The 22,176-nt window shown below is 64.6% G+C and carries 22 protein-coding genes; 18 read left to right on the top strand and 4 right to left on the bottom strand.

Features of this window, described 5'->3' with window-relative positions; genetic code table 11:
• From RND64_RS04420 to RND64_RS04365, 12 genes are all read left to right on the top strand, one after another.
• A complete protein-coding gene (locus RND64_RS04420; protein ID WP_331436435.1) occupies positions 1 to 5,514 on the top strand; it encodes a phage tail tape measure protein in 5,514 nt (1,837 codons plus the stop codon).
• Complete coding sequence (locus RND64_RS04415) at positions 5,511 to 6,383, top strand: hypothetical protein (RefSeq protein ID WP_331436434.1); 873 nt, start codon at positions 5,511 to 5,513, stop codon at positions 6,381 to 6,383. The genes RND64_RS04420 and RND64_RS04415 overlap by 4 nt, the downstream gene beginning before the upstream one ends.
• Before the next feature lie 2 nt (positions 6,384 to 6,385).
• Entirely contained in the window at positions 6,386 to 8,014 is a 1,629-nt protein-coding gene (locus tag RND64_RS04410) for a Gp37-like protein (RefSeq protein WP_331436433.1), read from the top strand.
• 1 nt (position 8,015) lies between these two features.
• Positions 8,016 to 8,396, top strand: coding sequence for a phage gene 29 protein family protein (locus tag RND64_RS04405; RefSeq protein WP_331436432.1), 381 nt, complete (start codon positions 8,016 to 8,018; stop codon positions 8,394 to 8,396).
• A complete protein-coding gene (locus RND64_RS04400; protein WP_331436431.1) occupies positions 8,396 to 9,532 on the top strand; it encodes an N-acetylmuramoyl-L-alanine amidase in 1,137 nt (378 codons plus the stop codon). The genes RND64_RS04405 and RND64_RS04400 overlap by 1 nt, the downstream gene beginning before the upstream one ends.
• Positions 9,533 to 9,555: 23 nt before the next feature.
• Positions 9,556 to 9,957, top strand: a complete 402-nt coding sequence (locus RND64_RS04395) for a hypothetical protein (RefSeq protein WP_331436430.1) — start codon at positions 9,556 to 9,558, stop codon at positions 9,955 to 9,957.
• Positions 9,954 to 10,364 (top strand): hypothetical protein, encoded by a 411-nt coding sequence (locus RND64_RS04390; RefSeq protein ID WP_331436429.1) that lies wholly within the window; start codon positions 9,954 to 9,956, stop codon positions 10,362 to 10,364. The genes RND64_RS04395 and RND64_RS04390 overlap by 4 nt, the downstream gene beginning before the upstream one ends.
• Before the next feature lie 38 nt (positions 10,365 to 10,402).
• Complete coding sequence (locus RND64_RS04385) at positions 10,403 to 10,759, top strand: hypothetical protein (RefSeq protein WP_331436428.1); 357 nt, start codon at positions 10,403 to 10,405, stop codon at positions 10,757 to 10,759.
• Complete coding sequence (locus tag RND64_RS04380; RefSeq protein ID WP_331436427.1) at positions 10,756 to 11,820, top strand: hypothetical protein; 1,065 nt, start codon at positions 10,756 to 10,758, stop codon at positions 11,818 to 11,820. Before RND64_RS04385 ends, RND64_RS04380 begins: the two co-directional genes overlap by 4 nt.
• 189 nt (positions 11,821 to 12,009) lie before the next feature.
• Positions 12,010 to 13,050, top strand: a complete 1,041-nt coding sequence (locus RND64_RS04375; RefSeq protein WP_270483419.1) for a hypothetical protein — start codon at positions 12,010 to 12,012, stop codon at positions 13,048 to 13,050.
• Positions 13,047 to 13,289 carry a hypothetical protein gene (locus RND64_RS04370; protein ID WP_270483420.1) on the top strand — a complete coding sequence of 81 codons (243 nt, stop codon included), beginning with the start codon at positions 13,047 to 13,049 and terminating at the stop codon, positions 13,287 to 13,289. The genes RND64_RS04375 and RND64_RS04370 overlap by 4 nt, the downstream gene beginning before the upstream one ends.
• Positions 13,289 to 13,675, top strand: coding sequence for a hypothetical protein (locus RND64_RS04365; RefSeq protein ID WP_331436426.1), 387 nt, complete (start codon positions 13,289 to 13,291; stop codon positions 13,673 to 13,675). Before RND64_RS04370 ends, RND64_RS04365 begins: the two co-directional genes overlap by 1 nt.
• Here the strand turns inward: RND64_RS04365 and RND64_RS04360 are convergent.
• Positions 13,659 to 13,883: a hypothetical protein gene (locus tag RND64_RS04360; RefSeq protein WP_331436425.1), complete on the bottom strand. Its 225-nt coding sequence runs from the start codon at positions 13,881 to 13,883 to the stop codon at positions 13,659 to 13,661. The genes RND64_RS04365 and RND64_RS04360 overlap by 17 nt on opposite strands.
• 48 nt (positions 13,884 to 13,931) lie before the next feature.
• On the opposite strand from RND64_RS04360, the gene RND64_RS04355 reads away from it, so the two are divergent.
• From RND64_RS04355 to RND64_RS04345, 3 genes are read left to right on the top strand one after another with little or no spacing between them, the layout of a single operon-like run.
• The gene (locus RND64_RS04355) at positions 13,932 to 14,498 is read left to right on the top strand and encodes a hypothetical protein (protein ID WP_331436424.1); all 567 of its coding nucleotides are present in this window, start codon (positions 13,932 to 13,934) and stop codon (positions 14,496 to 14,498) included.
• Positions 14,495 to 16,987, top strand: coding sequence for an alpha-L-rhamnosidase (locus RND64_RS04350; RefSeq protein WP_270483423.1), 2,493 nt, complete (start codon positions 14,495 to 14,497; stop codon positions 16,985 to 16,987). Before RND64_RS04355 ends, RND64_RS04350 begins: the two co-directional genes overlap by 4 nt.
• Before the next feature lie 13 nt (positions 16,988 to 17,000).
• Positions 17,001 to 17,606: a hypothetical protein gene (locus RND64_RS04345; protein ID WP_270483424.1), complete on the top strand. Its 606-nt coding sequence runs from the start codon at positions 17,001 to 17,003 to the stop codon at positions 17,604 to 17,606.
• A gap of 108 nt (positions 17,607 to 17,714) precedes the next feature.
• Here the strand turns inward: RND64_RS04345 and RND64_RS04340 are convergent, their stop codons facing one another.
• Positions 17,715 to 17,942 carry a hypothetical protein gene (locus RND64_RS04340; protein ID WP_331436423.1) on the bottom strand — a complete coding sequence of 76 codons (228 nt, stop codon included), beginning with the start codon at positions 17,940 to 17,942 and terminating at the stop codon, positions 17,715 to 17,717.
• 37 nt (positions 17,943 to 17,979) lie between these two features.
• On the opposite strand from RND64_RS04340, the gene RND64_RS04335 reads away from it, so the two are divergent.
• The 3 genes from RND64_RS04335 (at position 17,980) to RND64_RS04325 (ending at position 19,543) form a co-directional block, all read left to right on the top strand.
• Positions 17,980 to 18,282 (top strand): hypothetical protein, encoded by a 303-nt coding sequence (locus RND64_RS04335; RefSeq protein ID WP_331436422.1) that lies wholly within the window; start codon positions 17,980 to 17,982, stop codon positions 18,280 to 18,282.
• A gap of 7 nt (positions 18,283 to 18,289) precedes the next feature.
• Positions 18,290 to 18,439, top strand: coding sequence for a hypothetical protein (locus RND64_RS04330; RefSeq protein ID WP_331436421.1), 150 nt, complete (start codon positions 18,290 to 18,292; stop codon positions 18,437 to 18,439).
• A 183-nt stretch (positions 18,440 to 18,622) separates the two neighbouring features.
• Entirely contained in the window at positions 18,623 to 19,543 is a 921-nt protein-coding gene (locus tag RND64_RS04325) for a tyrosine-type recombinase/integrase (protein WP_331436420.1), read from the top strand.
• Here the strand turns inward: RND64_RS04325 and RND64_RS04320 are convergent, their stop codons facing one another.
• Positions 19,544 to 20,395, bottom strand: a complete 852-nt coding sequence (locus RND64_RS04320; RefSeq protein ID WP_331436419.1) for a tyrosine-type recombinase/integrase — start codon at positions 20,393 to 20,395, stop codon at positions 19,544 to 19,546. It abuts the gene before it with no gap.
• Between the two features lie 277 nt (positions 20,396 to 20,672).
• Positions 20,673 to 22,088: an HNH endonuclease signature motif containing protein gene (locus RND64_RS04315; RefSeq protein WP_270483429.1), complete on the bottom strand. Its 1,416-nt coding sequence runs from the start codon at positions 22,086 to 22,088 to the stop codon at positions 20,673 to 20,675.
• Positions 22,089 to 22,176 lie beyond the last annotated feature (88 nt).

The raw sequence follows: 22,176 nt of genomic DNA, 5'->3' as shown, positions 1-22,176 counted from the left end.
ATGGCTGGTGGTCAGATCAGCATCGACGTCGTACTCAACGACGCCGACCTTGCGCGTCGCCTCGACCGGATGATGGGTAACGCCACCTCGTCGATCAAACGTGCCGCCGGTGCGATGGGTCTGGCATTCGGCGCCGCCGGAGTGGTCGCCGGGTTCGAGAAGATCATCACCACCGGCCGCGACTTCGATCTCGTGATGAACACCATCCGGGGCACGTCGGGTGCGACGGCCGCCGAGATGGCCCAGATCTCCGACAAGGCTCGCCAACTCGGCAACGACATGGCATTGCCGGCCACGTCGGCATCGGATGCTGCGACAGCCATGCTCGAGCTGTCGAAGGGTGGTCTGTCGGTCAAGGACTCGATGGACGCCGCGCGCGGCTCTCTCGCGCTCGCTGCGGCCGCGCAGATCGACGCGGGCCAGGCCGCCGAGATCCAGGCGAACGCCATCAACACGTTCAAGCTCAAGGCCTCTGACGCCGAGCATGTCGCTGACGTCCTGGCGAACACCGCGAACAAGTCGTCCGCCGGCATCGAAGACATCGCGCAGGCTCTGCAGCAGGGCGGCTCGGTGGCCGCCGGGTTCAACATGTCGATCGAGGAGACTGCCGGCACGCTCGGTGTCCTCGCGAACAACGGCATCAAAGGCTCCGACGCCGGCACCCTGCTCAAGTCGGCGCTCCTCGCCCTGCAGGACACCGGGAAACCGGCTGCGGCGGCGATGGAGACGCTCGGCATCAAAACCTATGACGCGCAGGGCAAGTTCGTCGGCATGGGCAAGATTCTCGAGCAGCTCAACGGCGCCCACAAGACGCTGACCGAGGAAGAGTACAACCACGCCACCTCGACGCTGTTCGGCTCCGACGCCATGCGCCTGTCGACGATCGCGGCGAAGGAGAACGCCGACGCGTTCTCGAAGATGACGGCCGAGGTCGGCAAGTCTGGTGGTGCGTCGAAGCTCGCCGCTGACATGAATGCCGGTCTGCCGGGCGCGCTCGAGAAGATCCAGAACGCTGCCGAGACAACCACTCTCAGCCTGTACGAGTTGATGCGGGGCCCGGTCACCGATCTGGCGAACTTCGGAGCTGAGAAGCTGACCGGGCTGTCGGAGTGGATCGGCGACGAGAACGGTCTGCGCCGTGTCGGGGACGCTCTGCGTCCAGTCGGGGAAGACCTCGCGACCATCGGCCGCAACGCGACCGACGCCGGCGGCGCACTGAACCTGGCTGGCGATTCGGCGAAGGCTGCAGGTAATACGGCGCTGGCGGGTATCAAGCCGCTCGCGGCCGCGGGCCAGGGTGTGTTGTCGGTGTTCGCCGGGTTGCCGGTGCCGGTGCAGACAGCGGCGATCGCGATGGGTGCGTTCGCTCTGGCGCGCAACAAGATTGCGACTCCCGCGCCGTTGCGGGCGATGCAACAGTTCCGTGGCGAGATGGCGACCCAGAACGCATTGTTCCGCTCGTTGAACGCGTCCCAGAACAACTACGGAGCGTCGCTCTCACGCACGCAGCAGGCGTTGGCTGCCTACCGCTCGTCGACGATCCCTGCGGTCGCTGCCACTCGCGGCTTCACCGATCAGGTTTCGCAGATCCGCGCTGGCGCTACTGCTGCGGGGCAGCCGATCTCGCGGTTGTCGGGGACGATGCGTGCCATGTCGGAGCGTTCCGGCAACCTCGCGGCGATCGGCCAATCGTTCCAGACGGCATCGGCCAACGCATCCCGGTTCGGCACTGCCGCTGGTCTCGCCGCGGGTGGCGCAACCGCCATGAAAGTTGGTGCGGGTGGGCTGATCTCGGCGATGGGCGGGCCGTTCGGTCTCGCGCTCGGCGGCGCAGCGATCGCGTTGAGCCTCTACTCGCAGAAGCAGCAGCAGGCCGCCGAGGAGGCCGCTCGTCACAAGAACATCGTCGACGGCCTAGTCGGGTCGATCAACTCCCAGACTGGCGCGCTCAGTAGTGCCGGGCAGGCGCAGGTCGAGGCGAACCTGCGCGGTAAGCAGTACGGCGACAAGAAGACCAACCCGTATGACCTGCTGTCCTCGAGCAAGGACCTCGGCGTCTCCAATCAGCAGTACACGCAAGCTGCTGGCGGTGATGTCGCTCAGGTCGCCGCGGTGAACAAGGCTCTCGATGATCAGGTGAAGAAGTCGATCACCGCGACCAGCACGTGGGGTCAGTATCAGAAGAGCCTCGAGCGTGGTGGAGTGTCGGCGGACGTCCTGACGGCTGCGTTGCGCGGCAACAAGGATGCCATCGAGAAGGTCGAGGTTGCCGGTATGGGCAACTTCGGCGTCGAGACGTTCTCGAAGTCGCTCGACGGTGCCGGTAAGAACGCTGTGCAGCTCGGCCAGCAACTCGGCCAGGCCAACGATGATCTGTCGGAGTCGCAGAAACAAGCCCAACAGCAGGCGGCGTCGCTGCAGGCGGCCGACCCGGCGGCGCGCGCTCTCGCGGAGTCGATGGAGGTGCTCGGTAACAAGACGGCATCGGCCAGTGATAAGGCGAAGGCACTCAAGAACGCGCTCGACGTGCTTTCCGGCGGTGCGGAAGCGGTCGACGCCGCCCGCGGGCAGGGCCTCGCCGCGGTGGAGAAGCTGCCAGAACTGTGGCAGGCTGCCGCCGACGCCGCCGGCGGGTACGGGAACATCGTCGATCAGACGACAGGTCGTGTGCGTGTCGATTCCGATGCGGCTCGCGCATTGTCGGCGTCGATCAACGATGTGAAGAACTCGATGAACACGGCGGCGTCCGCGGCGTACGAGTATGCGATCAAGAACGGCCAGTCGCAGGATCAGGCCCGCCAGGCGGCGGTCATCGCGTCGCAGGGCATCTACGACGGGTTCATGAAGACCGCAGAGGGTGCTCGCGCGGCTGGTGTCGACGTCGACGCGCTCATGCAGCAGATGAGTCTGCTGCCGCCGGAGAAGGCCGTGCAGTTCATGGCGATCGGCTCCGACCACGTCAAGCAAGAGATCTTCCTGATCAAGAATCAGCTCGATCAGACTCCGGACAACAAGCCGATCACCATTTCGTCGATCTCGGATGAGGCGAAGAAGAAGCTCGAGGACATCGGCGTCACCGTGAAGACGCTCCCGGACGGCCGTGTCGAGGTGCAGGCCGCGACCGATGCCGCCCGCAAACGTATCGACGAGCTCCTCAAGCCTGAGACGAAGACGATCAACGTCAACTACAACCCGATCCAGCAGTATGCGGGTGTGCCGATCGGAGTCACACCGAACACGAACACGGACGGCATTGTCGGCGGTGGCCGCCGCGACGGCGGACCTATCGGCTACAAGGTCGGTGGCGGTATCGGCAAGGACGGCGCGATCCGTGGACCCGGCACCGGGACGTCGGACTCGATCTCGACGGTGGCACCCGCTGGCGGGCATGTGTTCACCAAGCGTGAGGTCGACGCCGCTGGCGGACATGACCAGCTGCGTGAGCGGCTCGCCGCAGTCTCCTCGTACCCCGGTCGGGCGTCGGCGTCGGCGGGACCGATGCAGAACGTGCGCCTGTCCAACGGCGAGCACTTCGCGTTCCCCGAGCAGGTCGCCGCCGCCGGCGGGCACGCCGCGATCTTCGCGTTCCGCCGATCGCTGCTTAATCCGCAGAAGCGCAGTCTCGGTGGCCTGGTGCGCGCCGAGCAGGTCGGTCACGCCAACGACGGCCTGCCCTACATCACGGGCGCTCGTGACTGTTCGATGTGGGTGTCGTGGATGGTGCAGGCCGCCAAAGGTGAACCGTTGCAACGTTTGTTCACCACCAACACACTGATCGGTGGTCAGACCGGCGGGCTGGTGCCGGGCGCCTCCTACGGTGATCTGCTCACGGTGGGTACCTCGGCTGAGCACATGGCGGCCACGGTGTGGACGGCGAACGGCCCGGTCAATACCGAGTCGGGTGGTAACTCGTCGCCGTCGCAGGTGCGGTGGGGTCGCGGCGCGGCTGGTGCGTTCGACGGCCAGTTCCCCTACAAATTCCATCTGCCGCTGAATCTGATCAACCCGCAGCCGCAGAAGGAGGCGTCGCCGTCTGATTCGCGCTCGCCCTACATTCCGGACGCGGAAGCAAATCGTAAGGCGCAGAACGACATCTCTGGTGAGTCGAAGGACAAGAAGGAGCGGCAATACATTGAGCCGCCGACCCCGCCGAAGCTCGAGGATGTCGCCGCCGATGCCGCGAAGATCGGTGTGCGCGGACTGCTCGAAACGTTCGGACTGGAGAACTCGTTCCTCGCTGATCCGTCGAAGACGACGATCGGGCAGGCATGGCAGATCGCGCAGAACACCGACCGCTACCGCAAGGAGCAGTCGGAGAACCCGAGTGCCGACGACACCGGAACCGGCAAGGGCAAGGGTCGCAAGCTCTCCGACGAGGAGAAGCTCGCGATCCGACAGGAGTTCGAGAACGCGAAGCTGCCGCGTGACCAGAAGTATCAGGAACAGCAGCGCCAGATCCGTGAGAAGTACAAGGGCAAGGAGAAAGAGGGTGTTCGCGACCAGGAGTTGCTGAAGCTCAAACAGCAGCACGACCGCGATGAGCTGCCGTACAAGCAGGAACGCGACCGCAAGCTCAAGGGTCTCGACGGCAGCGGATCGGGCGATGGGGAGGCGCAGGAGGATACGGGTACCGATGGCGGTGCGGGCACGTCATCGAAGTGGGGTTCCCGAACCCATGTGCCGACGAACCCGGAGGTCACCGACCCGTACAGTCTCGTCGACTCTGCACCGTACGATCCGGCGAAGGGCGCGTCGCAGTGGCGCAAGGAAGCGTCGGCGTCGTTGCGGATCGCCGGCATGTCACAGAGCTATCTGCAGAAGATGCTCGACCAGGGCGACATCGAGTCGCACGGTGATCCTCGCGCGGTCGGGCCGGGCTCGTCGGACGGCGCCCCGAAGGGGTGGATGCAGGTCAAGGACCGCACGTTCGCCGCGATGCGGGATCCGAAATTGCCCAACGACCCGTTCAATGTCCTCGCGAACGGTGTCGCTTCCGCGAAGTGGGGTGTGCAGAACTATGCCGGGAATCCTCCGTGGCCGACGAAAGCCGGGTATGGCGACGGCGGTGTCGTGCCGCTGTGGGGTCTCACCCGGTGGGCTGCCGGCGGGCTGAATCCGATGGCCGGCAACAAGGCGGCGGTCGTCGGCCCGAACACGTGGCGTGTGGTGGGTGACCGACAGCGCAATGACGAGTTCTTCATCCCAGACACTGATGACCCGCAGCATGTCGCGCTGGGCGCGGAGTGGGCTCGCCGCCGCGGCTATCAACTGGTCGCGATGCACGCCGATGGTGGGATCGCTGCGCGCGCAGCCGGAGGGCAGGCGGCGGTGGCGCGCAAGGCATTCGACGCCGCCCGTCAGGAAGTCAACAACCACTACAGCAACACCTACGAGTATTCGGGACCGGCATCGGAGGCGGACGCGTTCTTCCGGGGCGCTCGCCGCCACGACAACATCGTCCGCCAGGGCGCGGGGATCTCTCGGATAGGGCGGAAGGGATCGGTGCGGCGGTGACGAACCCGTACGCGAAGCCGTTCCGCGGGACCCGGCTGGTCGATGACACGGTGGTGCGTCTCTACGACTGGCGGGGCACGGGCAGGTTCGTCGAGCTGTCGGGTCCGCGGCAGAACGATCACGGCGCGCAGCTCCTCGAGGGGCTCGGCGGGATCTGGGAGCCACCGATCACGCAGGTGGAGATCAAGACCGCGCGCCTGCCGGGATCGATCCCGGTGACGGTGCGGGTCGAGACCGCCGAGATCGATCTGCCGGTGATCATTCAGGGCCGTGATTCGATCGAGTGGCAGCTGTGGAATCGCCGCATCAACGACCTTCTCTCCGACACGCACGATTCGCCGCTGGTGGTGCAGACGTTGCCGTGGGGTGTGCGGTGGCTGCCGGTGCGGAAGAAGAAGTCCCTCGACGACCCGTTCGAGGAAGACCCGACGGTGTCGCGCACGCAGGTGTGGAACTGGCAGCTCGTCGCCCACGACCCCGACTTTCGTTCCCGCACCACGACAGCGACATTCACCAACAAGGCCGGTACCGGCCGCGGGAATCTGCGGATCGCCTACCGCGGTGATCGGCCGTCGTTTCCGAAGTGGACGGGCAATGGTGGTGATTGGGTGCTGCAGCAGTCGCCGGGCGGGTTGTGGAATCCGTTGCCGCGCATGGCCGGCACGGAGGAATGGGTGGTCGATGCGCATCCGATGGCGTTCCAGCTGAAGTCGAATCTCAACCCGCGCAAGTGGGAGTTGTTGCAGCGCGGGTTCACCAAGCCGATCACCGAGCCTGGTGAGTACACGTTCGGTGTCGTCGTCGACGGCCCCACCTCGGCGACCTGTCAGATCCGTCTCGAACAACGCCATCGGCATCCCTGGGGCTGACTATGGTTTTCGATCCGGACGCCGCCTACGACTCACTGCAGGCAGCGGAAAGAGCTACGCGCCAAGCACACTTCTCTGGCTCGCTGATCCGGTGGTGGGACGGCGACATGAACGTCAACCTCGAGGTGCGCAACGAGGTGTTCACCGAGGGTGAGGACCCGATGTGGTCGCCGGGCGGCGGCACCACGCAGGTGCCCTACCGCTCACCGGAGGGCGTGTTCGCTTTCGACTGGTTACCTGCCGCCGAGGACCTCCACATGACGGTGGAAATCGACAACGACCTCTACCGCTACGACTCTCGTGTCACCTACAAGGCACTCAACGTCGATCTGGTCACCGATGAGGACGGCACCGAGATCGTCGAGATCGAGTGGATCACGATTCTCGCGCACTGGGAACACCAGATCCTCATGTCGAATCCGATCCTGCCGGTGTTCGTGCAGTGGCCGCACCTGTTCGCGATTCCTGGTGCCACCCGCACCGTGTACCTGCTGTCGTGGCTGCTGAACCTTGCGGTCACCTACGCACCGCTGTGGCGGTTCCCCGACAATCCGTTCTCGATCAAGGCGTATCAAGAGGCGATCGATCCACGCCAGTGGCCGCTGATCGTGTCGCCGCTCAACATTCTGCGCGACGGCACGAAACCGACGATCACGTCGTGGCGATTCGACATGGCGCTCCCTGCGATGAAGCAGGGACTCAAGGATGCGCAGTGCATGCCGGTCGCCAAGCAGTGGCTCGTCGGCGACCCGCAACCCTTCCCCGACTACCTGGTGCTGACACGCAACGTGATCATCATCGACATCGAGTACGTCGGCGGCGTAGCAGGTTTGACCGGAACTCTCATCGACGGATGGATTCAGCTGGCCGTCGAGATCGGCGACGATCTGGTGACCGAGGTGGTGCATCCGATCCTCGACCCGAACGATATGACTCCGCTGCCGTCGCAAACGCCAGTAGGAGATCTCCTGGGCCTGGCGCCGGCGCAGCCGTGGCCGGTCTACCGCCTCGGCGAATACTCCGGACTCGTGGGGACACGGGTGTCGAAGAAGAAGTCGATGGGCGTCGTGTTCTGGACGGGCGGCCGCAGCCCCGATTGGGTGAATCAGGGTATCGCTCTGGCGATCTCGACCGCGCTCGAGTACCTCGGCTTCGCGATGGGCATCCCTGGTCTGGGCAACCTGTATCAGGGGCAGCTCGACAACACGGTCCTCGCGTTCGCGAAGGTGGAGGACCGTCCGCGCGCCCGCAAGGCTGGCCGGTTCGCGCTGCGGCACGTGTGGTGCTCGGAGGGCGGCACAGGGTTTGGTATCTCGACCGCACTCGGGTTGCGGGAGGGCTGGTATAAGTCGCGACCCCGCATCGTGCGGCAGGCCGAGGTGATTGACGGATTCCCGTATCTCATTGGGCTGCATGTCCGTAAAGGACAGCGGGTGGTGTTCGAGATGCCGGACAGGTCGCTCTACATCGACCAGATCACCAACGTGAAGCATCGCCGCGACCGCGACCAGGAGTTGCGGTACTCCCTCGTCGTCGGCGACGACGAGGACGACGAAGATCCGATCGCGCAGCTGTGGCGTCACGCTAACGAGATCCGCGAGGTCGGCCGAAAACTGTTCTTGGAGCACTGACATGGATGACTCGATCTGGCGTGCCGACCCACCCGCAGGAGTTGCAGGGCCGATGCACAGGTTCTCCGAGTTCTTCCGCGACGTCCCGATCCTCGCCGGCGGCCAGGCCCTCTTCTTCGACGACGATCAGCGCAACAGGCTTGGCCGTCACGTCGAGGCGTGCGGCCTGCGCAAGACCGCGCCCCGCCAGATCAAGTACTGGGCGCCGCCACGCGGCCAACAGCAGGCAGGCAACACAGGTCAGTGGGTGCCGATCCATCTGCCTGATCCGCCGGAGGTCACCACACCGGACCCGGCCCGCATGACTGCGGAGGAACGCGAGTTCTTCCGCGCACAGCTCGACGCGTACGAGGCGCTCGACCATCCCGAGAGGAACAACTGATGAGTGATCCGATATGGCTGCCCGACGTCGTGCGTGCTGCGGGAGTTGCGTGCGACATCTTTCCCGGCGCATTCGACCGCGGGCATGGCGACTTCGGCGCGATCTGGGGCCCGTTCATGCACCACACCGGCAGCTTCGGTGAAACCCCGAACGGTATCGCCAACCATCCAACTCTTGGCTTGGCGTCGCAGCTGCACCTGGCGCCGAACGGCCGGGTGACTCTCTGCGGCGTCGGGATCGCCTGGCATGCCGGCACCGGCTCGTGGCCGGGTATCCCCACGAACAACGGCAATCAGGTGTGCATCGGTATCGAGGCAGCACATGACGGCGTCTCCGCATGGTCGGCCGCCCAGTACGAGTCTTATCTGCGGATCGTCCGGGCGATCAACAAGAAGCTCGGCAACCCGTGGAACAAGGTGGTTGCGCACAAGGAGTACGGCGCGATCCAGGGGAAGTGGGACCCCGGCAACCTCGACATGAAGCTGTTCCGCCAACGACTGCTGAACGAGACGTCGACGCCGGTCGTCAATCTCATCGAACTCGAGGCGAAGCAGAATCCTTGGGTCGGTGTGCGTCACGCGAAGCCGGGCGCCGAGGGTGAATCTCGTTGCGGCGCTGATGGTCGCGGCCGGTTCGTGCGCTACGACAATGCGCACATCTACTACTACCCAGGGTTGGGTGCGTTCGCGGTGCCGCACGCCGACCCGAAGATTCCGGGATCGGGAATCTTCGAGGCGTGGGCCGAACGCCGTTGGGAGAAGGGACCTCTCGGCTACCCGAAGCGCGACTTCGCGATGATCTCCGCTCACGGTGTCTCGGGTGCCGTGATGGCGTTCCAGGGCGGTGTGCTCTACGTCGCGAACGATCAGACCATCGGCGACCACCCGGTGTGGGGAATCATCGGCCAACGCTGGGCACTCGAGGGATACGAGAAGGGCCCACTCGGTTGGCCGATCTCCGACGAGTACGCCAACGGCACAGGCGGATTCCGCCAAGACTTCCAGTTCGGATCGCTCGACTGGAACCCCGGCGAGGCCGCCAAGAAGATCGGCACCGAACCGGTCCGCAACCTGGCGATCGTCAACGTCCAAGGCATGCCACTCGCACTCGAGGCCGTCGATCTCATCACCGTCTGACATCACAACAGAAGGAGCAAGTCATGACTGTATCCACTCGTACTCCCGCCCGCCTGGTCTTCGGCCGCGAACCGGCGGCGTGGGCAGCACTCATCTCCGCCGGCCTGGTGCTGCTGACCACGTTCGGAATCCACATCTCGACCGAGACTCAGGGCGTCATCATCGCCGCAGTGAACGCGGTACTCGGTCTGATCGTCGTCGTGTCGGTGAAGGAGTCGGTGTATCCGGCTCTCGTCGGCTTGGTTCAGACGGTGGTGCCGCTGTTCGTCGCGTTCGGATTGGACCTCACCGACGCCCAACAGGGCGCCATACTCGCCGCCGGCACCTTGCTCCTCGGGTTCGTGTTCACTCGACCGCAGGTCACCGCGAAAGCCAACGTCGTTGCCGGCGAGGTGCTCTCGGTACGGGACGAGCCGATCGAATGACGGTCCACACTCGTGACGACACCGGTGCACGCGGTGTCGCCTCGGTGTGGGGTGGCGGCCAGGTCCTGTTGGCCGTCATCTACTTCTTGGGTGACGAGCTCGTGCGACGTCCGCTGCAGCCGGGTCAGATCTCGGCGGTGGTGTGGCTCGAGTCGATCGGGCCGGTGTGGGCGCTGCTGTTCCTACTGTCGGGCCTGTGGCTGCTTGGCGCCGCGGTCCGCGACGTCGGGTATAGGCGAGCGCACATCGCGACGGCGACGCTGTGGGCGTTCTACTCCGGCTGCATCCTGATCTCGGCGTTCCTAACAGAGCCGCCGGGGCCGATCGTGACGGGCTGCCTCGCCGGGATCGTGTGTCTCGCTCAGATCGCCACCGCCCGTGCGAATGCGAAGCGGGGGGTGAGGTGAACGCCGGCGACCCGACGTGGCTAGCTGCACTGGGAGGTGTGATCACCGCTATCACCGCTCTCATCGTCGGCATCATGTCGACCCGATCGAAGGTGCGCCTCGACGACATCGCGACGCTGAAGGGGCGGATCGACGAACTCAAGGAGTCTCTCGCCGCCGAGCAGGACGCGCGCCGCCGGGACAACGCGGAAATGCAGGCCGATCACGATCGTCAGATCGCGGTGTACGAGGCGCGCATCGACGAGCTGGTGCGCCAGGTCGCCGAACGCGACCGCGCCATCACCAAACTCGACCGCCTCGTCATGCATCTACGTACCTACATCGCGCGGCTCCGACGCAACCTCATAGCTCATGAGGTCGAGATCCCGGACGAACCGGAAGGAATGAACGAGTGACGAATCTGGGCACGTTCCTCGGCGACATGCTGTTGCGTGTCAAAGTGTTTGGGTTGGCTGCACCGCCGGGGGAACCGCCGCTGCAGCAGGCGCAACTCTCGGTAGTGGGTGAGGATGCGTCGTTGGGAATCCCGGTACTGAAAGGTGATACAGGTCCCGCGGGTGCGGCGGCCGCGCCATTCAAATGGCAGTGGCCGGCATTGGATTCGGCGTCGGAACTGCCGACTCTGACCAACACCACAGACGACAAGGGCAAGGCCTATGTCGTCAAAGACGGCTACGGCACAGCAGACATCGCCTATTGGACGGGCACGGAGTGGAAGTATTTCGTCGACGCGTTCGGTCCCGGCCTGCCAGGACCTGCGCCGGACATCACCGTCGACGGCGAGCAGGTCGATGAGGACGATCCGTTCGATGTGGTGGTATCGGGCACGACGGCCAACCCGCACCTGCACTTCAAGATTCCGAAGGTGCCAGGCCCCACGGGGCCGTCCGGTCCGTGGAATCTCTACGACTCCACCAAGGATCGCGACGCCGGCGACATCCCCGTCTGGAACGAGACTGAGTCGCGATTCGAGCCAAAGACGTGGATGGAGATCGGCAGCTTCCCTCGGGTGCGTCGGTATACCCAACCGGAGTCGGCATTCACCGCGTACTCGGGCTCGTCGACGTCGCAGCTGATCTCGACGATGGCACTCCCCGCGCTTGAGTACGCCTATCACGTGGACGTCCACGGGCATGTGCGCTGCGGACCTGGTCTGCTCTCGTCGGCGCAGGTCGCTGTGGTGGTGCGTATGGGAGATCAGACGACCGGACAGATCGTCGGTAAAGCGCTGCCCGAACCGGGCGCTGGCGCGCGCGTGATCTCTCCGCACTACTCTTCGCAGGCATCAGGACAGACGGGGTATGCGTCGTCACCCGACTCCGCGGTAGGGCGCGTGGCCGCCAATCAGGCTCAGACACTGTATGTGGTCGCTCAGCGTGAGGCCGGGTCGGGGCAGTGGTATGCCAACCAGGTCGATGCTCAGTTGTCGGTGACGTTGATTCCTGCCGAGGGCTGACCGGTGGGAGCGATTGACGACTGGTACGACGATCCGGAGCGCACACCGGATACTGGTCTGCCGTACCGGATTCCCTTCACCGCGACAGGAGTCACGACACCGACCACGGAGTTCTTCGACGAACCCCAACAGCGCCTGGACATGTCGAGAGTTCCGCCGAAGAACGCGGGTCTGCCGGTCGATATCGATGTGCTCAACATCCTTGCGGGAGGTGATGGCCTTGCATCGAAGCCTGACGCTGACGCTATCTCGACGTCGAAGGTGACCGATCTTCGTGGATTCGTCAACGCGCTGCTGGGTCGGCTGGGTGGTGATAGCTCGGCTCTGACGTCCTGGCTCGGTAGCGGCGCGCTACCGTCCTGGCTCAGTGACTTCTCTGGATTCAACGATCTGCTCAGTCAGCTCGGAGCGCTGATCGACGGCCACACCTCTCAACTCGCGGACGTGGAGGCCGCAATCGCGAACCTGGAGGAAGTGGGAGCTGCGTCGTCGACGACGCCTGCCTACGTTGCTGACATTCAGGACATGGCGACGATTCCACGTGCCAATCTCACTACCTATGCGGTGTATGGCAGCGTGAATAGCACCTCGATTGGCGGTCACACCCACCCGATCTCGTCGGGCGCGACGTCAACGGGTAGCACTCTGATTGGTAGCCACACTCACGGGGACAACTTCGGGGTGAGTGTGCAGCTACCCGTCTACACCCCGGACCGCCTCAACCTGTCGTCCACCTCGTACGTCGACTTCACGCCGATCGTGGTCGATCGTGCGGGCGTGGTGAAGAAGCTGCGATGGATCGTCGGAGCCGACTCCGCCATCTTCGGGATCGACGCCTACTATGTCGCGCTCTGCATATACAACCCATCCACAGGTGCTGTCGAAAAGGTTTGGGACTCAGGTAATATCAAGGACGGCGTGGCAAACACGACTAACTTGCAAGAGGTCGAGCTGGACATGGGGATCGACCAGCACTGTACGCCCGGACAAGTTCTGTTCTTCGCCCATCAACAGATTGCGCCCGGGGTTCTGCAGGGCACGCGGTCCTTCGCGGCGGTACCGCAGGCTGGTATCTCGCGGCCGCCGACGCTGCTCCTTGACGCGTGCACGTACCGCTCGAAGACAAGACTGGGGTCGATCCCGTCGTCGATTGCTCGATCGGACCTCACTCGGATCAACAGCCGCATTCCTTGGGCAGCAGTATCGGTCGACACAACGGAGGCCGCATGACCATCACAGCCGACGACGTGGCGACATTCCATGACGCGGGAGCCGACCACTGGTGGTGGCTGACACCTGGACGCGAGCTTCTCATCGCCGACCAGCCCTGGACTGAGCACACTCCGATCACCGGTGCCATCTACCTCATGCCGTGGGATCAGGCGTGGTTTGAGCAGTGGAACGGTGATTGGGCGGCTGCGGCTGAACACCTGAACATGCTGATCGAACTCAACACACAGGAGGCCTGATGCCGCTCAAACAGAACTGGACTGACCGCGACACCGTCACGGCGACATTCCTCAATCAGCTGGCGTCGGCGGTGAACTCGGCGGTGGCGTCGCTGGCCGGCAAGTACACGAAACCGGCGGGCGGGATTCCGGCCTCCGACCTCGCCGGCAACGTGCTCGACAAGACCACAGCGGACACGATTTATGCCAAGGCTTTCCCGGCATCTCAGGTCATCGCGATCGACCCCGCGACGGGCAATGTCACTTCGGTCACCACCAACGGGGTGGCTACCAACTACACCTATAAGGCAGACGGATCGGTAGCCACTGACTCGTGCAACGGAATCACCCGCGACTATGAATATGACGGGTCGGGCAACCTGACAACCATCACGGCTCGATCGTGACCGCATCCACTTCAACCTGGATCGGTACCGCGCCGGGGACGGATGTGATTGCTCCGTGCCCTAACAGCATCTTAAGCGCGCCCAGTTCGGAATCATCCACCGCCTCGTCGTACGACAAAGCGAGTGCCGGACTCCTATGGCGCTCCTTGAATGCCGCATCTCGCAGTGCAGTCTCATCCGTGACCTCGATGTCGTACGTGGCGGTCACTCGATACTTCGCTCCCATGCTCAACATCATGCCGAAGGAGGCAGCCTAATGGACCCCGTAACCCTGGGTATGGCGAAGTCGGACGCGGCGAAGAAGTACGGCGCGAAGCTGTGCTGGGCATTCCTCGACCCCTCTGACTCGGGTGTGCTGCGCGTGGTCGCCGCAGATGGTGGGGTGTCGAAGAATCCTGTCGGAGACACGGTGGGCGACGACATGCACGGCGGGTCCACCACGTTCGTTGCGGGCGCGCTCCCGCTGCTGGTCGGTGGGCAGATACCGGCGAAGTACGGCGGTGGCGGCACTCTCTCGTCGGCGCGGACGAACCTGACGATTGGAACGGGATTCGCTACACCGTCGTGGGGTGTCGCACCGTCGGTGATGACAGTGAGTACAGACAAGCATCTGCGTGGGCAGATCGCGGCGGGTAGCTCATCCATCGTGGCGGGGGCAGTGCTCACGACGGGCGGCACCTGGACTGCGGGCGTCAAGGCCACAGCGGTCACCGATACGGGCGTGGTGCTACTGCTCACGACGGCCACACAGATCACCGTCAGCCAGATTCTGGCGGGGTCGTCTCCGGCGTGGGTGTCGCTGGATGGGGTGATCCTCGCATGACAATGACCGTATCGAGCGCCTACCTCGTCGGCTTAGGATCGCTCATCGGGATTGACGACCCGTCACCCACGCTCGCGTGGAAGCTCACCTCGACAGTCGCCGGGGATCAGCCGACCGCGTACGAGGTGCAGGTCGGCACGACGCTGGACGCGTCGGACTATCTCGCGACCGGCAAGGTGGTGTCGTCCACGATCCAGTCGGTGCGGATTCCGCGTGGACTCAAGTCCGCGACCCGCTATTTCGTTCGGGTGCGGGCCTGGGATGCCAGCAATGTCGCGTCGGACTGGTGTCGCATCCAGATCGAGACCGGCCTATGGTCGCTGCGCGATTGGCGCGGCGCGCAGTGGATCGGCCTAGCGGGTACCCCGGCACCACAGCTACGGACAGATTTCACCACGACCAGCGGTGTCACGGTCGCCAAGGCGCGACTGTACATCGCGGCGGGCGGCTACGCCGAAGTCACGATCAATGGCACACAGGTGTCCGACGCGCTATCTCCCGGCTTCACGAATTACAGCAAGCGGGTGCAGTACACGACCACCGATGTCACCGCGCAGATCGTCGCGGCAGGCGCGAACGCGCTCGCGGTCACTCTAGGGCGAGGGTTCTTCGGCTGCACCACCACCACCGATTGGGGGTGGAAGACCGCGCCGTGGGCTGGTGATCCCCGTCTACTGGCACTGCTGGTCGTCACCTACTCGGACGGCACCACGCAGGTCGTCAAGTCGGATGGCACGTGGAAGGCGAAGGCTGGTCCGACGCAGGCGGATTCGGTGTATCTGGGTGAGTCCTACGATGCGCGGCTGGAAACGCCCGGCTGGCAGGTTGCGGGATTCGATGCGTCGGCATGGGTAGCAGCCAGTGTGGTGTCGGCACCGGCTGGTGCGCTCACCGCGCAGTGCCAGCAGCCGATCCGTGCCGGGGCTGCGCTCTCACCGACGGCCACGGCCACCCCGGCATCGGGTGGGACGCGCTACACCTTCCCGAAGATTATGACCGGCTGGGTGCGCCTCAAGGTCACCGCCAGCGCGGGCACTGCTGTCACGGTGAAGTATGCCGAGAAGCTCAACGCTGACGGCACGCTCTACATGGACAACTCCGCTGTGACCGGCCAGTGTCAGACCGACACCTATATCTGCAAGGGTGGCGGGCAGGAGGTGTGGTCACCGCGCTTCTCGTACAAGGGGTTTCGCTACATCGACGTCCTCGGGGCGACTCCCGATGAGGTGACAGCGATTCCCGTCTGGACCGACTACGCGCAGATCGGGCAGTGGTCGTCGTCATCGGCACTGCTCAACCAATTGCACGGCATGTCGGCGCAGTCTGTGCGGATCAACTCGCACGGAATCCCGCAGGACACACCGACATACGAGCGCAACGGGTGGCTCGGGGACTCGAATGTGATGTGTCGCAGCGCTCTCTACATGTGGGACATCGGGCCGATGTACCGCAAATGGCTGACCGACATGGCCGACGACATGCAGGACAACGGGATGCTGCACAACATCGTCCCGTCACCCGGCTTCGGTTTGTACGACGACATCAACTGGTCCACAGCGATCATCCTCGTCACATACGAGATATGGCTTCGCACAGGCGATGTCGGCATGGTGGCACAACTATTCGAGCGTATGCGCCAGTATCTATCGCACGTGCTCACCGCCGCCCCTGGCCCGTTCACTGCGCAGACCACCTACGGGGATTGGGGGTCGCCAGCGGGCAATTACCAGGACGGCCCTCGCGATATGGTGTCGGCGGCTATCGTGATGCGCTCACTACGCGCAATGGCGGACATGTCCGACTCCCTGGGGTTGTCGTATGGGACTGATTGGCGCGCCACCGCTATCGCCATCGCGGCCCGCCTCAACACTGCCCTGCGTCAGTCAGACGGTACCTACCTCCCCGGTGCGGCATGGTCGGGCCAGGTGCAGCAAACTCCGATGGTGCTGGCACTGCGCGAGCAGGTGTGCGCGGGTAGTGATGCAACCGCGACAGCAGTGGCGCTGCAAACCAATGTGGCGACCACCAAATCCAACCACACGTCATGCGGCATCGTCGGTGGTGAACGCCTCCTCGAAGTGCTCACCGAAGCAGGCTATGTGGACACCGCGCTCGCGGTGGCGCTCAAGCAGGACTACCCCTCCTGGGGGGCGTGGGCCAGCCTCGGCGCAACGACCACCTGGAACGGCTTCACCTGGTACGAGCTAGGCACCCGGTCGCTGTCGCACCAGATGCACGGCTCCTACGTCGCATGGATGTACCGACACCTTGCCGGTATCGACATCACCGGGCCGGGATCGATGGTGATCAAGCCCTATGTGCCGTCGTCGGGTCTCGATACGGTGCAGGCCACCGTGGAGACTGCACGCGGCCCGGTGTCCACGTCTCGGTCGGGTAAAGCGCTCACCGTGACGATCCCACCCGGCGTGATTGCCACCTATCAAGGCTCGGCACTGTCGTCGGGCGTCACGAATATCACACTCCCGTAAGGAGATTGGAAACATGGGAACATACAATCTGTCGACCACAGTCGGCACCGCTGACACCGGACACGCGGTACGCCACAACGAGGAGCGGGCCGCGATCAACGACTTGGACTCCCGCGTCGCGGCGCTGTCCGGGTCGCTGGTGACGGGGATATTCGTCGGCGCTCCACAATTCGTCGGCCTGGCGGGCAGTCCCGATGCCGTCACCATCGGCGCGGGATTCGGAGCGGCGGTCTGGAATCTGGACGATTCGTCGACCGAAATCATCACCGCGTCCATCCAGCTACCGGCGACATGGAATACCTTCTCGGTCTACACCTGGTGGTGTACCAAGACCGCCGCTGTGGGCAACGTTGACATGCAGGCCAGGGTGCGCACCGTGCTTCCCGGCGCGCTGAGCAACGCCAGTGAAACGATCGGCACCTCCCTCACCAGAGCGGCAGCGGGTACGGCCTTCCAGGTCGTCAAGTCGCTGGAAGGGTCGTTCGCGATCACGCCCGTCTCGGACAAGACCGCCCGCCCGATGACGCACGTGTCTGTGCGTCGCCTCGGCGCGAATACCACCGACACCCTGACCGGAGACGTGGCAATCCTCGGGGTGGAACTGGTTCAGCTCACGTGACCCGCCCATAATTCGAATAACATTCAGGGATTTGTCGCGCACTGGCACTTAAAGGTAGGTAGAACGTGCGCGGGGCCGGTTCAAGGAATCGTCGGTTTCCTTTAACCCTCACGGCTCCCACTCCTCACCGAGCACAACGGCGATCCGCTCGGCGAGGTCGGGTGCTTCGGCGCGCTGCCCGTGCACCACCTCGTCGCACTCGACAGCCAGCGCCAGGAGCTCGGGGTCGGGCGGCTCCCAGCCTGCGGGGTCGAGCGCGTTCGCCGCCGCCTGCCGTCGTCGCATCACCGTCCGCACATCACGCGCGGCAGCAGAGAGGACATCCCGGTCTGTCACGACGTCGAGGGTACGGGCGGCGGATAGACTCTGGAGCATGGCGGACATGATCACCGAGATTCGGTTCTGGCAGCAGGTGACAATCGATGCCGAGCGAACAATCCTGTGCTCGCCGGAGAACGAGTCCCGGATCAAGACCTGGATTGCGGTCAGCGGCCACGAACACATCCTTCGCGTGCACGCGAGTCCGGCAATTCCTGACGATCGGATATTCGTCATGGACCATCACGCGGCAGAGGCAGCATTCGCTGAGTCGGTGGCGCACACTCCCGCGCCCACTCTTCAGCGGGCGGAGCTCCCCCCACGCCCGATTCTCATGCCCATCTTCGGCAAGCTTTGATCGACTGATGACCTTCGCTCTCGGTGATCGTGTCCGCGTCATCGGCACCACCCTGTACGGGCACGTCGCCGCACACCTCACACCACTCATCTCCGTCGACCTCGCAGACGGCGACCGGGGACTCTTCGCAGCGACAGAGCTTGAACACCTGGACTGACCCCTCACACGACAACGGCCCGCCTCTTCGGAGGTGGGCCGCTTTTGTTGTGCCGCAGCCGATCTGCTCTATTTGCGTGGCGAACGTGTCCGATTCGGCGTAGAACTAAAAGCGGCCCCGGAGGTGCTACCAACACCACCCGAGGCCTTGCCACCAACCCAGATAGCCCTGGAGATGATGACCGTGTCTCACGCTACCCAACTCTGCCCGAATCCGGGCACCACCCCCGACATCGACCTCAAGGTCGAAGTGTTCCTCCTGCGCTGGGAGAACACCCACACCCGCAACGCCTACCGCGCCGCGATCCACTCCTGGACCGACTGGTGCGCCGCCCGCGGCCTCGACCCGATCCACGGCGTGCACCGCACCCACGTCGAAGCATGGGTCCTCGAACTGAAAGACTCCGGAAAACTCAAGCCCACCACCATCAATCACCGGGTGTGCGTGCTCCGCACCTGGTTCGAGCTCGCCATCGATGACGGCTTGATCGACCGCAACCCCTGCAGGCTCGTCCGCAAACTCCGCGTCGCACGCGACCACTCCCGCAAGTCGCTGCACCGCCACGAGCTACGCCAACTCCTCATCGTCGCCCGGGACGAACGCCCCGGCTACTACGCGCTCGTCACCCTCATGGCGTACTGCGGGCTACGTGTCTCCGAGGCTGTAGGAATCGACATCGACGACACCCGCATCAACGAGGCATCGCACCGCTGCGTCCGCGTCACCCGCAAGGGCGGCGAGGTCGCCCTCATCCCGCTACCCCCGGTGGTGCAACGCGCCGTCGACGACGCCGCAGCCGACCGCACGACAGGGCCGTTGATCCTCGGAGCGATCAGCGGCAAACGGATCTCCCGTCGCTGCGCCAACGAGGTCATCAAAAGGATGGCCCGCAAAGCCGGGATTGAGCCGGAGGTGTCGTCGCACTGGCTGCGCCACACCTTCACCATCACCGCGCTCGCGGGCGGTATCGACCCCCAGATCGTCCAGGAATCGTTGGGCCACGCCGAAATGTCGACGACCCTCAAGTGGTACGCCAGAGCGCGCTTCTCACTCGACGACCACGCCAGCTACGCCGTCGCCGGAACAGTCGGATCGGTGGCGTAGTCAGGCGGCTCGTCGACCGCGTACAAGCGTGAGTCCGGCGATCGCGTCGCGACGGCGTTGGTCGGGCACTCGCGTGTAGCCTTGCGTCGATGTGATCGACCTGTGGCGCAGCAGCTCCTGCACGACACGGAGGTCGTTGCCGTTGTCAAGGAGCGTCGTCGCGTACCAGTGCCGCAGCGAGTGGCATGTGCCTCGCACTCCGGCGCGCCGCATGGTGCGGCCGACGATGTCGGAGACGGACTTCGAGTGCATGTGCTCGGAGGGGTGACCGCGCATCTCGAACCACCAGCCGGTGGCCGGCATCTGTGAGGCGACCTCGATCAGGATCGGATGCAGCGGGACCGACTTGAGTTTGCGGCCCTTGCCCTTCACCCACAGCACTCGCCCAGTGAGGTCGAAGTCCTCTCCGCGTACCTTCGCGATCTCGTGAGCGCGCAGGCCGGCAAGGAGCGCGAGGAGAATCATCACTCGCGTCGAGCCCCACATGCGCGTCGCGAGGAGCCTGGGCACATCCTCGTCGGCGATGGGCCGCGGCTCGCGTTCGGGCACCTTAGGTATTCCGACCTTGATCATCGGGTTGTCGGCGCGTCGGTCGACGATCTGCAGCCACTTGTACCAGGCCGACAGGTAGCTCGCGTAGGTCGCCGAGGTCGAGTCGGACCAGTCGTCGTCATGGCCGGCGAGCCAGCGGACGATATCGACGGCCTGCGCATGAAGTGGCTGAACGTCGGTCTCGGCGAGGAACTGAGAGAGCACCCGTAGGCGCTCTGTGATCGTGACCGTGGAGAGGCGTTGCGCGTACTGCCAGACCTCCCACTCGGCCGCTCCGATCACCGTGTGTGCGTTGAACATCCCGGCATTCTGCTCAGCCGAGCGAACAGCCTGGATGGCGTTTGCCGGAATCGGGACTTTCGACCCCATTACGTCCGATTCGCCCACGGTGCGGCGATCGCTGTGCATGATCGCGTGACGATCATGCGGCAGCTGACTCCTGAGACTGACGGACGCTCAGAAGCGAGACTGACGGTCTAGTAATCCGCAGGTCGTAGGTTCGAGCCCTACTGGGGGCACTCGTGACGGAGTCCGCGCTCGCACGCGGCGAGTCCGCCGAGCGTTCCGCTGAACGTCGTCACGCGGCGGCGAGCGAGGCAGGTCGGTCGGCGCGGGCCGCGGCGGACTGCTTGAAACGCCAACTGGCGTACAGCACCTCTGTTGTGTAGCCCAGGTCGAGAGGTCCGGGGTTCTCGGGGACGACCGCGTCGTCGGAGATCGCCGCGGGCCGCCAACCGACTGGCGCACTGATCGGCGGCGCCTGCTCGATCAGCCGGTGGTCATCCTGTCGATGAAATGTGAACTGCTGCAACGCATGCGCCGTGATCGAGAACTCGCCGCGATGCAACGCGCGATGATGCGACGAACACAGCAGCACCAGGTTGTCGGGTGTCGTGGCACCACCATGCGACCAGAAGCGGACGTGATGCGCGTGTAGATGCTTAGTCCGTCCACACCCCGGGTAGCGGCACCCACCATCGCGAGCGAGGATCGCGCGCAGCGTCCGCGTCGAGGGCGTCCGCGTTCGACGGCCCCACGACGTGATGCTGCCCTGCCTTCCGTGACGAACCTCGGTCTTGGTGCCCGAACACGACGCCTCCGCCTCCTCGACCGCTGAGAGCGCAGGCCCACCCTCGACGTACGAGTCAGCCTCAGACGACTGGCTGTGCACGACCACCTCGGCCCCGGGGGTGAACGTCGGCACGTCGATCGCCGACTGCATCGTCTCCGCCATCAGCACCACCGCGGGCGCGATGTTGGCAGGGGTATGCCGCCACAACCGTTGATCGGCGGGCTCGAGGCCGGCCTCCTCGATCTCGGCCTCCCGGTCAGACGTACCTGCCGAATCAATCTGTGCGGCAACCAGATCCGTCACCGAGGGCCCAGCGCCGTCGTCAGACGACGCGCGCGTTCGTTCGTATTCGGCACGCACCGTGGCTGCAAGGAACGATGCCCCGCCCAACGCCGACAACCGCATGCGGACCGACAACGTGCCGTCGGAATTCCACTCCCACGACGCCGTCGATTCGACCTCGCCCTCGCTCGCCTCTCGCTCACGCTGATCGATCGAACGAATAGCTCTCACGACCCGCTCGAGCTGAGCAGCGTCGGCAGACAACGCGACGCTCAGCAACTCGTCCTCGCGCTCGGGCGTCACAACTCGCGTCAGCGCACGCACCTTCGAATACGACAGTCGGCCCTCGACGAACGCGTCCCGAATCCGAGGCACACCGTCGAGCGTGCGCGCGACCCGCACGTACTCCTGTGCCGTCCGCGGCGACAAGCCGGTTCGCAGCGTCAACCAGTGCGCACAAGAAATGATCCCCTCGCCCGTCCACCCTTTCCTGCGATCGAACTCGGACAGCAGCAGCAAGAACCGCCCTGTCAGGCTCGCGATCTGGCTGGCGTGCCCCACAAGGCGGTCTGCGATCTGATCCAACTCCAACCCGGACGGGTCGGAGTTGTCGAAAATGCTTGTGCTGCTGGCGTTCACGATGCCCCCTGAGACTCGACAACCTGTTCGAGTATCAGAGTATCGGTGGGCACCGACAGAGGATCTGGAGTCCGACTGCCGGTGTCGT

Source organism: Gordonia sp. w5E2 (assembly GCF_036540975.1).
In the GTDB taxonomy this organism is placed as follows: domain Bacteria; phylum Actinomycetota; class Actinomycetes; order Mycobacteriales; family Mycobacteriaceae; genus Gordonia; species Gordonia jacobaea.
The sequence above is the reverse complement of the archived record's forward strand: the minus strand, read 5'-3'. Positions and strand labels throughout refer to the sequence as shown.

Bases quoted from the DNA above. Each gene is read 5' to 3' on its own strand.
- RND64_RS04420 (WP_331436435.1), top strand. From the start codon at position 1: ATGGCTGGTGGTCAGATCAGCATCGACGTCGTACTCAACGACGCCGAC.
- RND64_RS04410 (WP_331436433.1), top strand. From the start codon at position 6,386: ATGGTTTTCGATCCGGACGCCGCCTACGACTCACTGCAGGCAGCGGAA.
- RND64_RS04405 (WP_331436432.1), top strand. From the start codon at position 8,016: ATGGATGACTCGATCTGGCGTGCCGACCCACCCGCAGGAGTTGCAGGG.
- RND64_RS04400 (WP_331436431.1), top strand. From the start codon at position 8,396: ATGAGTGATCCGATATGGCTGCCCGACGTCGTGCGTGCTGCGGGAGTT.
- RND64_RS04395 (WP_331436430.1), top strand. From the start codon at position 9,556: ATGACTGTATCCACTCGTACTCCCGCCCGCCTGGTCTTCGGCCGCGAA.
- RND64_RS04390 (WP_331436429.1), top strand. From the start codon at position 9,954: ATGACGGTCCACACTCGTGACGACACCGGTGCACGCGGTGTCGCCTCG.
- RND64_RS04370 (WP_270483420.1), top strand. From the start codon at position 13,047: ATGACCATCACAGCCGACGACGTGGCGACATTCCATGACGCGGGAGCC.
- RND64_RS04365 (WP_331436426.1), top strand. From the start codon at position 13,289: ATGCCGCTCAAACAGAACTGGACTGACCGCGACACCGTCACGGCGACA.
- RND64_RS04355 (WP_331436424.1), top strand. From the start codon at position 13,932: ATGGACCCCGTAACCCTGGGTATGGCGAAGTCGGACGCGGCGAAGAAG.
- RND64_RS04350 (WP_270483423.1), top strand. From the start codon at position 14,495: ATGACAATGACCGTATCGAGCGCCTACCTCGTCGGCTTAGGATCGCTC.
- RND64_RS04345 (WP_270483424.1), top strand. From the start codon at position 17,001: ATGGGAACATACAATCTGTCGACCACAGTCGGCACCGCTGACACCGGA.
- RND64_RS04335 (WP_331436422.1), top strand. From the start codon at position 17,980: ATGGCGGACATGATCACCGAGATTCGGTTCTGGCAGCAGGTGACAATC.
- RND64_RS04330 (WP_331436421.1), top strand. From the start codon at position 18,290: ATGACCTTCGCTCTCGGTGATCGTGTCCGCGTCATCGGCACCACCCTG.
- RND64_RS04320 (WP_331436419.1), bottom strand. From the start codon at position 20,395: ATGTTCAACGCACACACGGTGATCGGAGCGGCCGAGTGGGAGGTCTGG.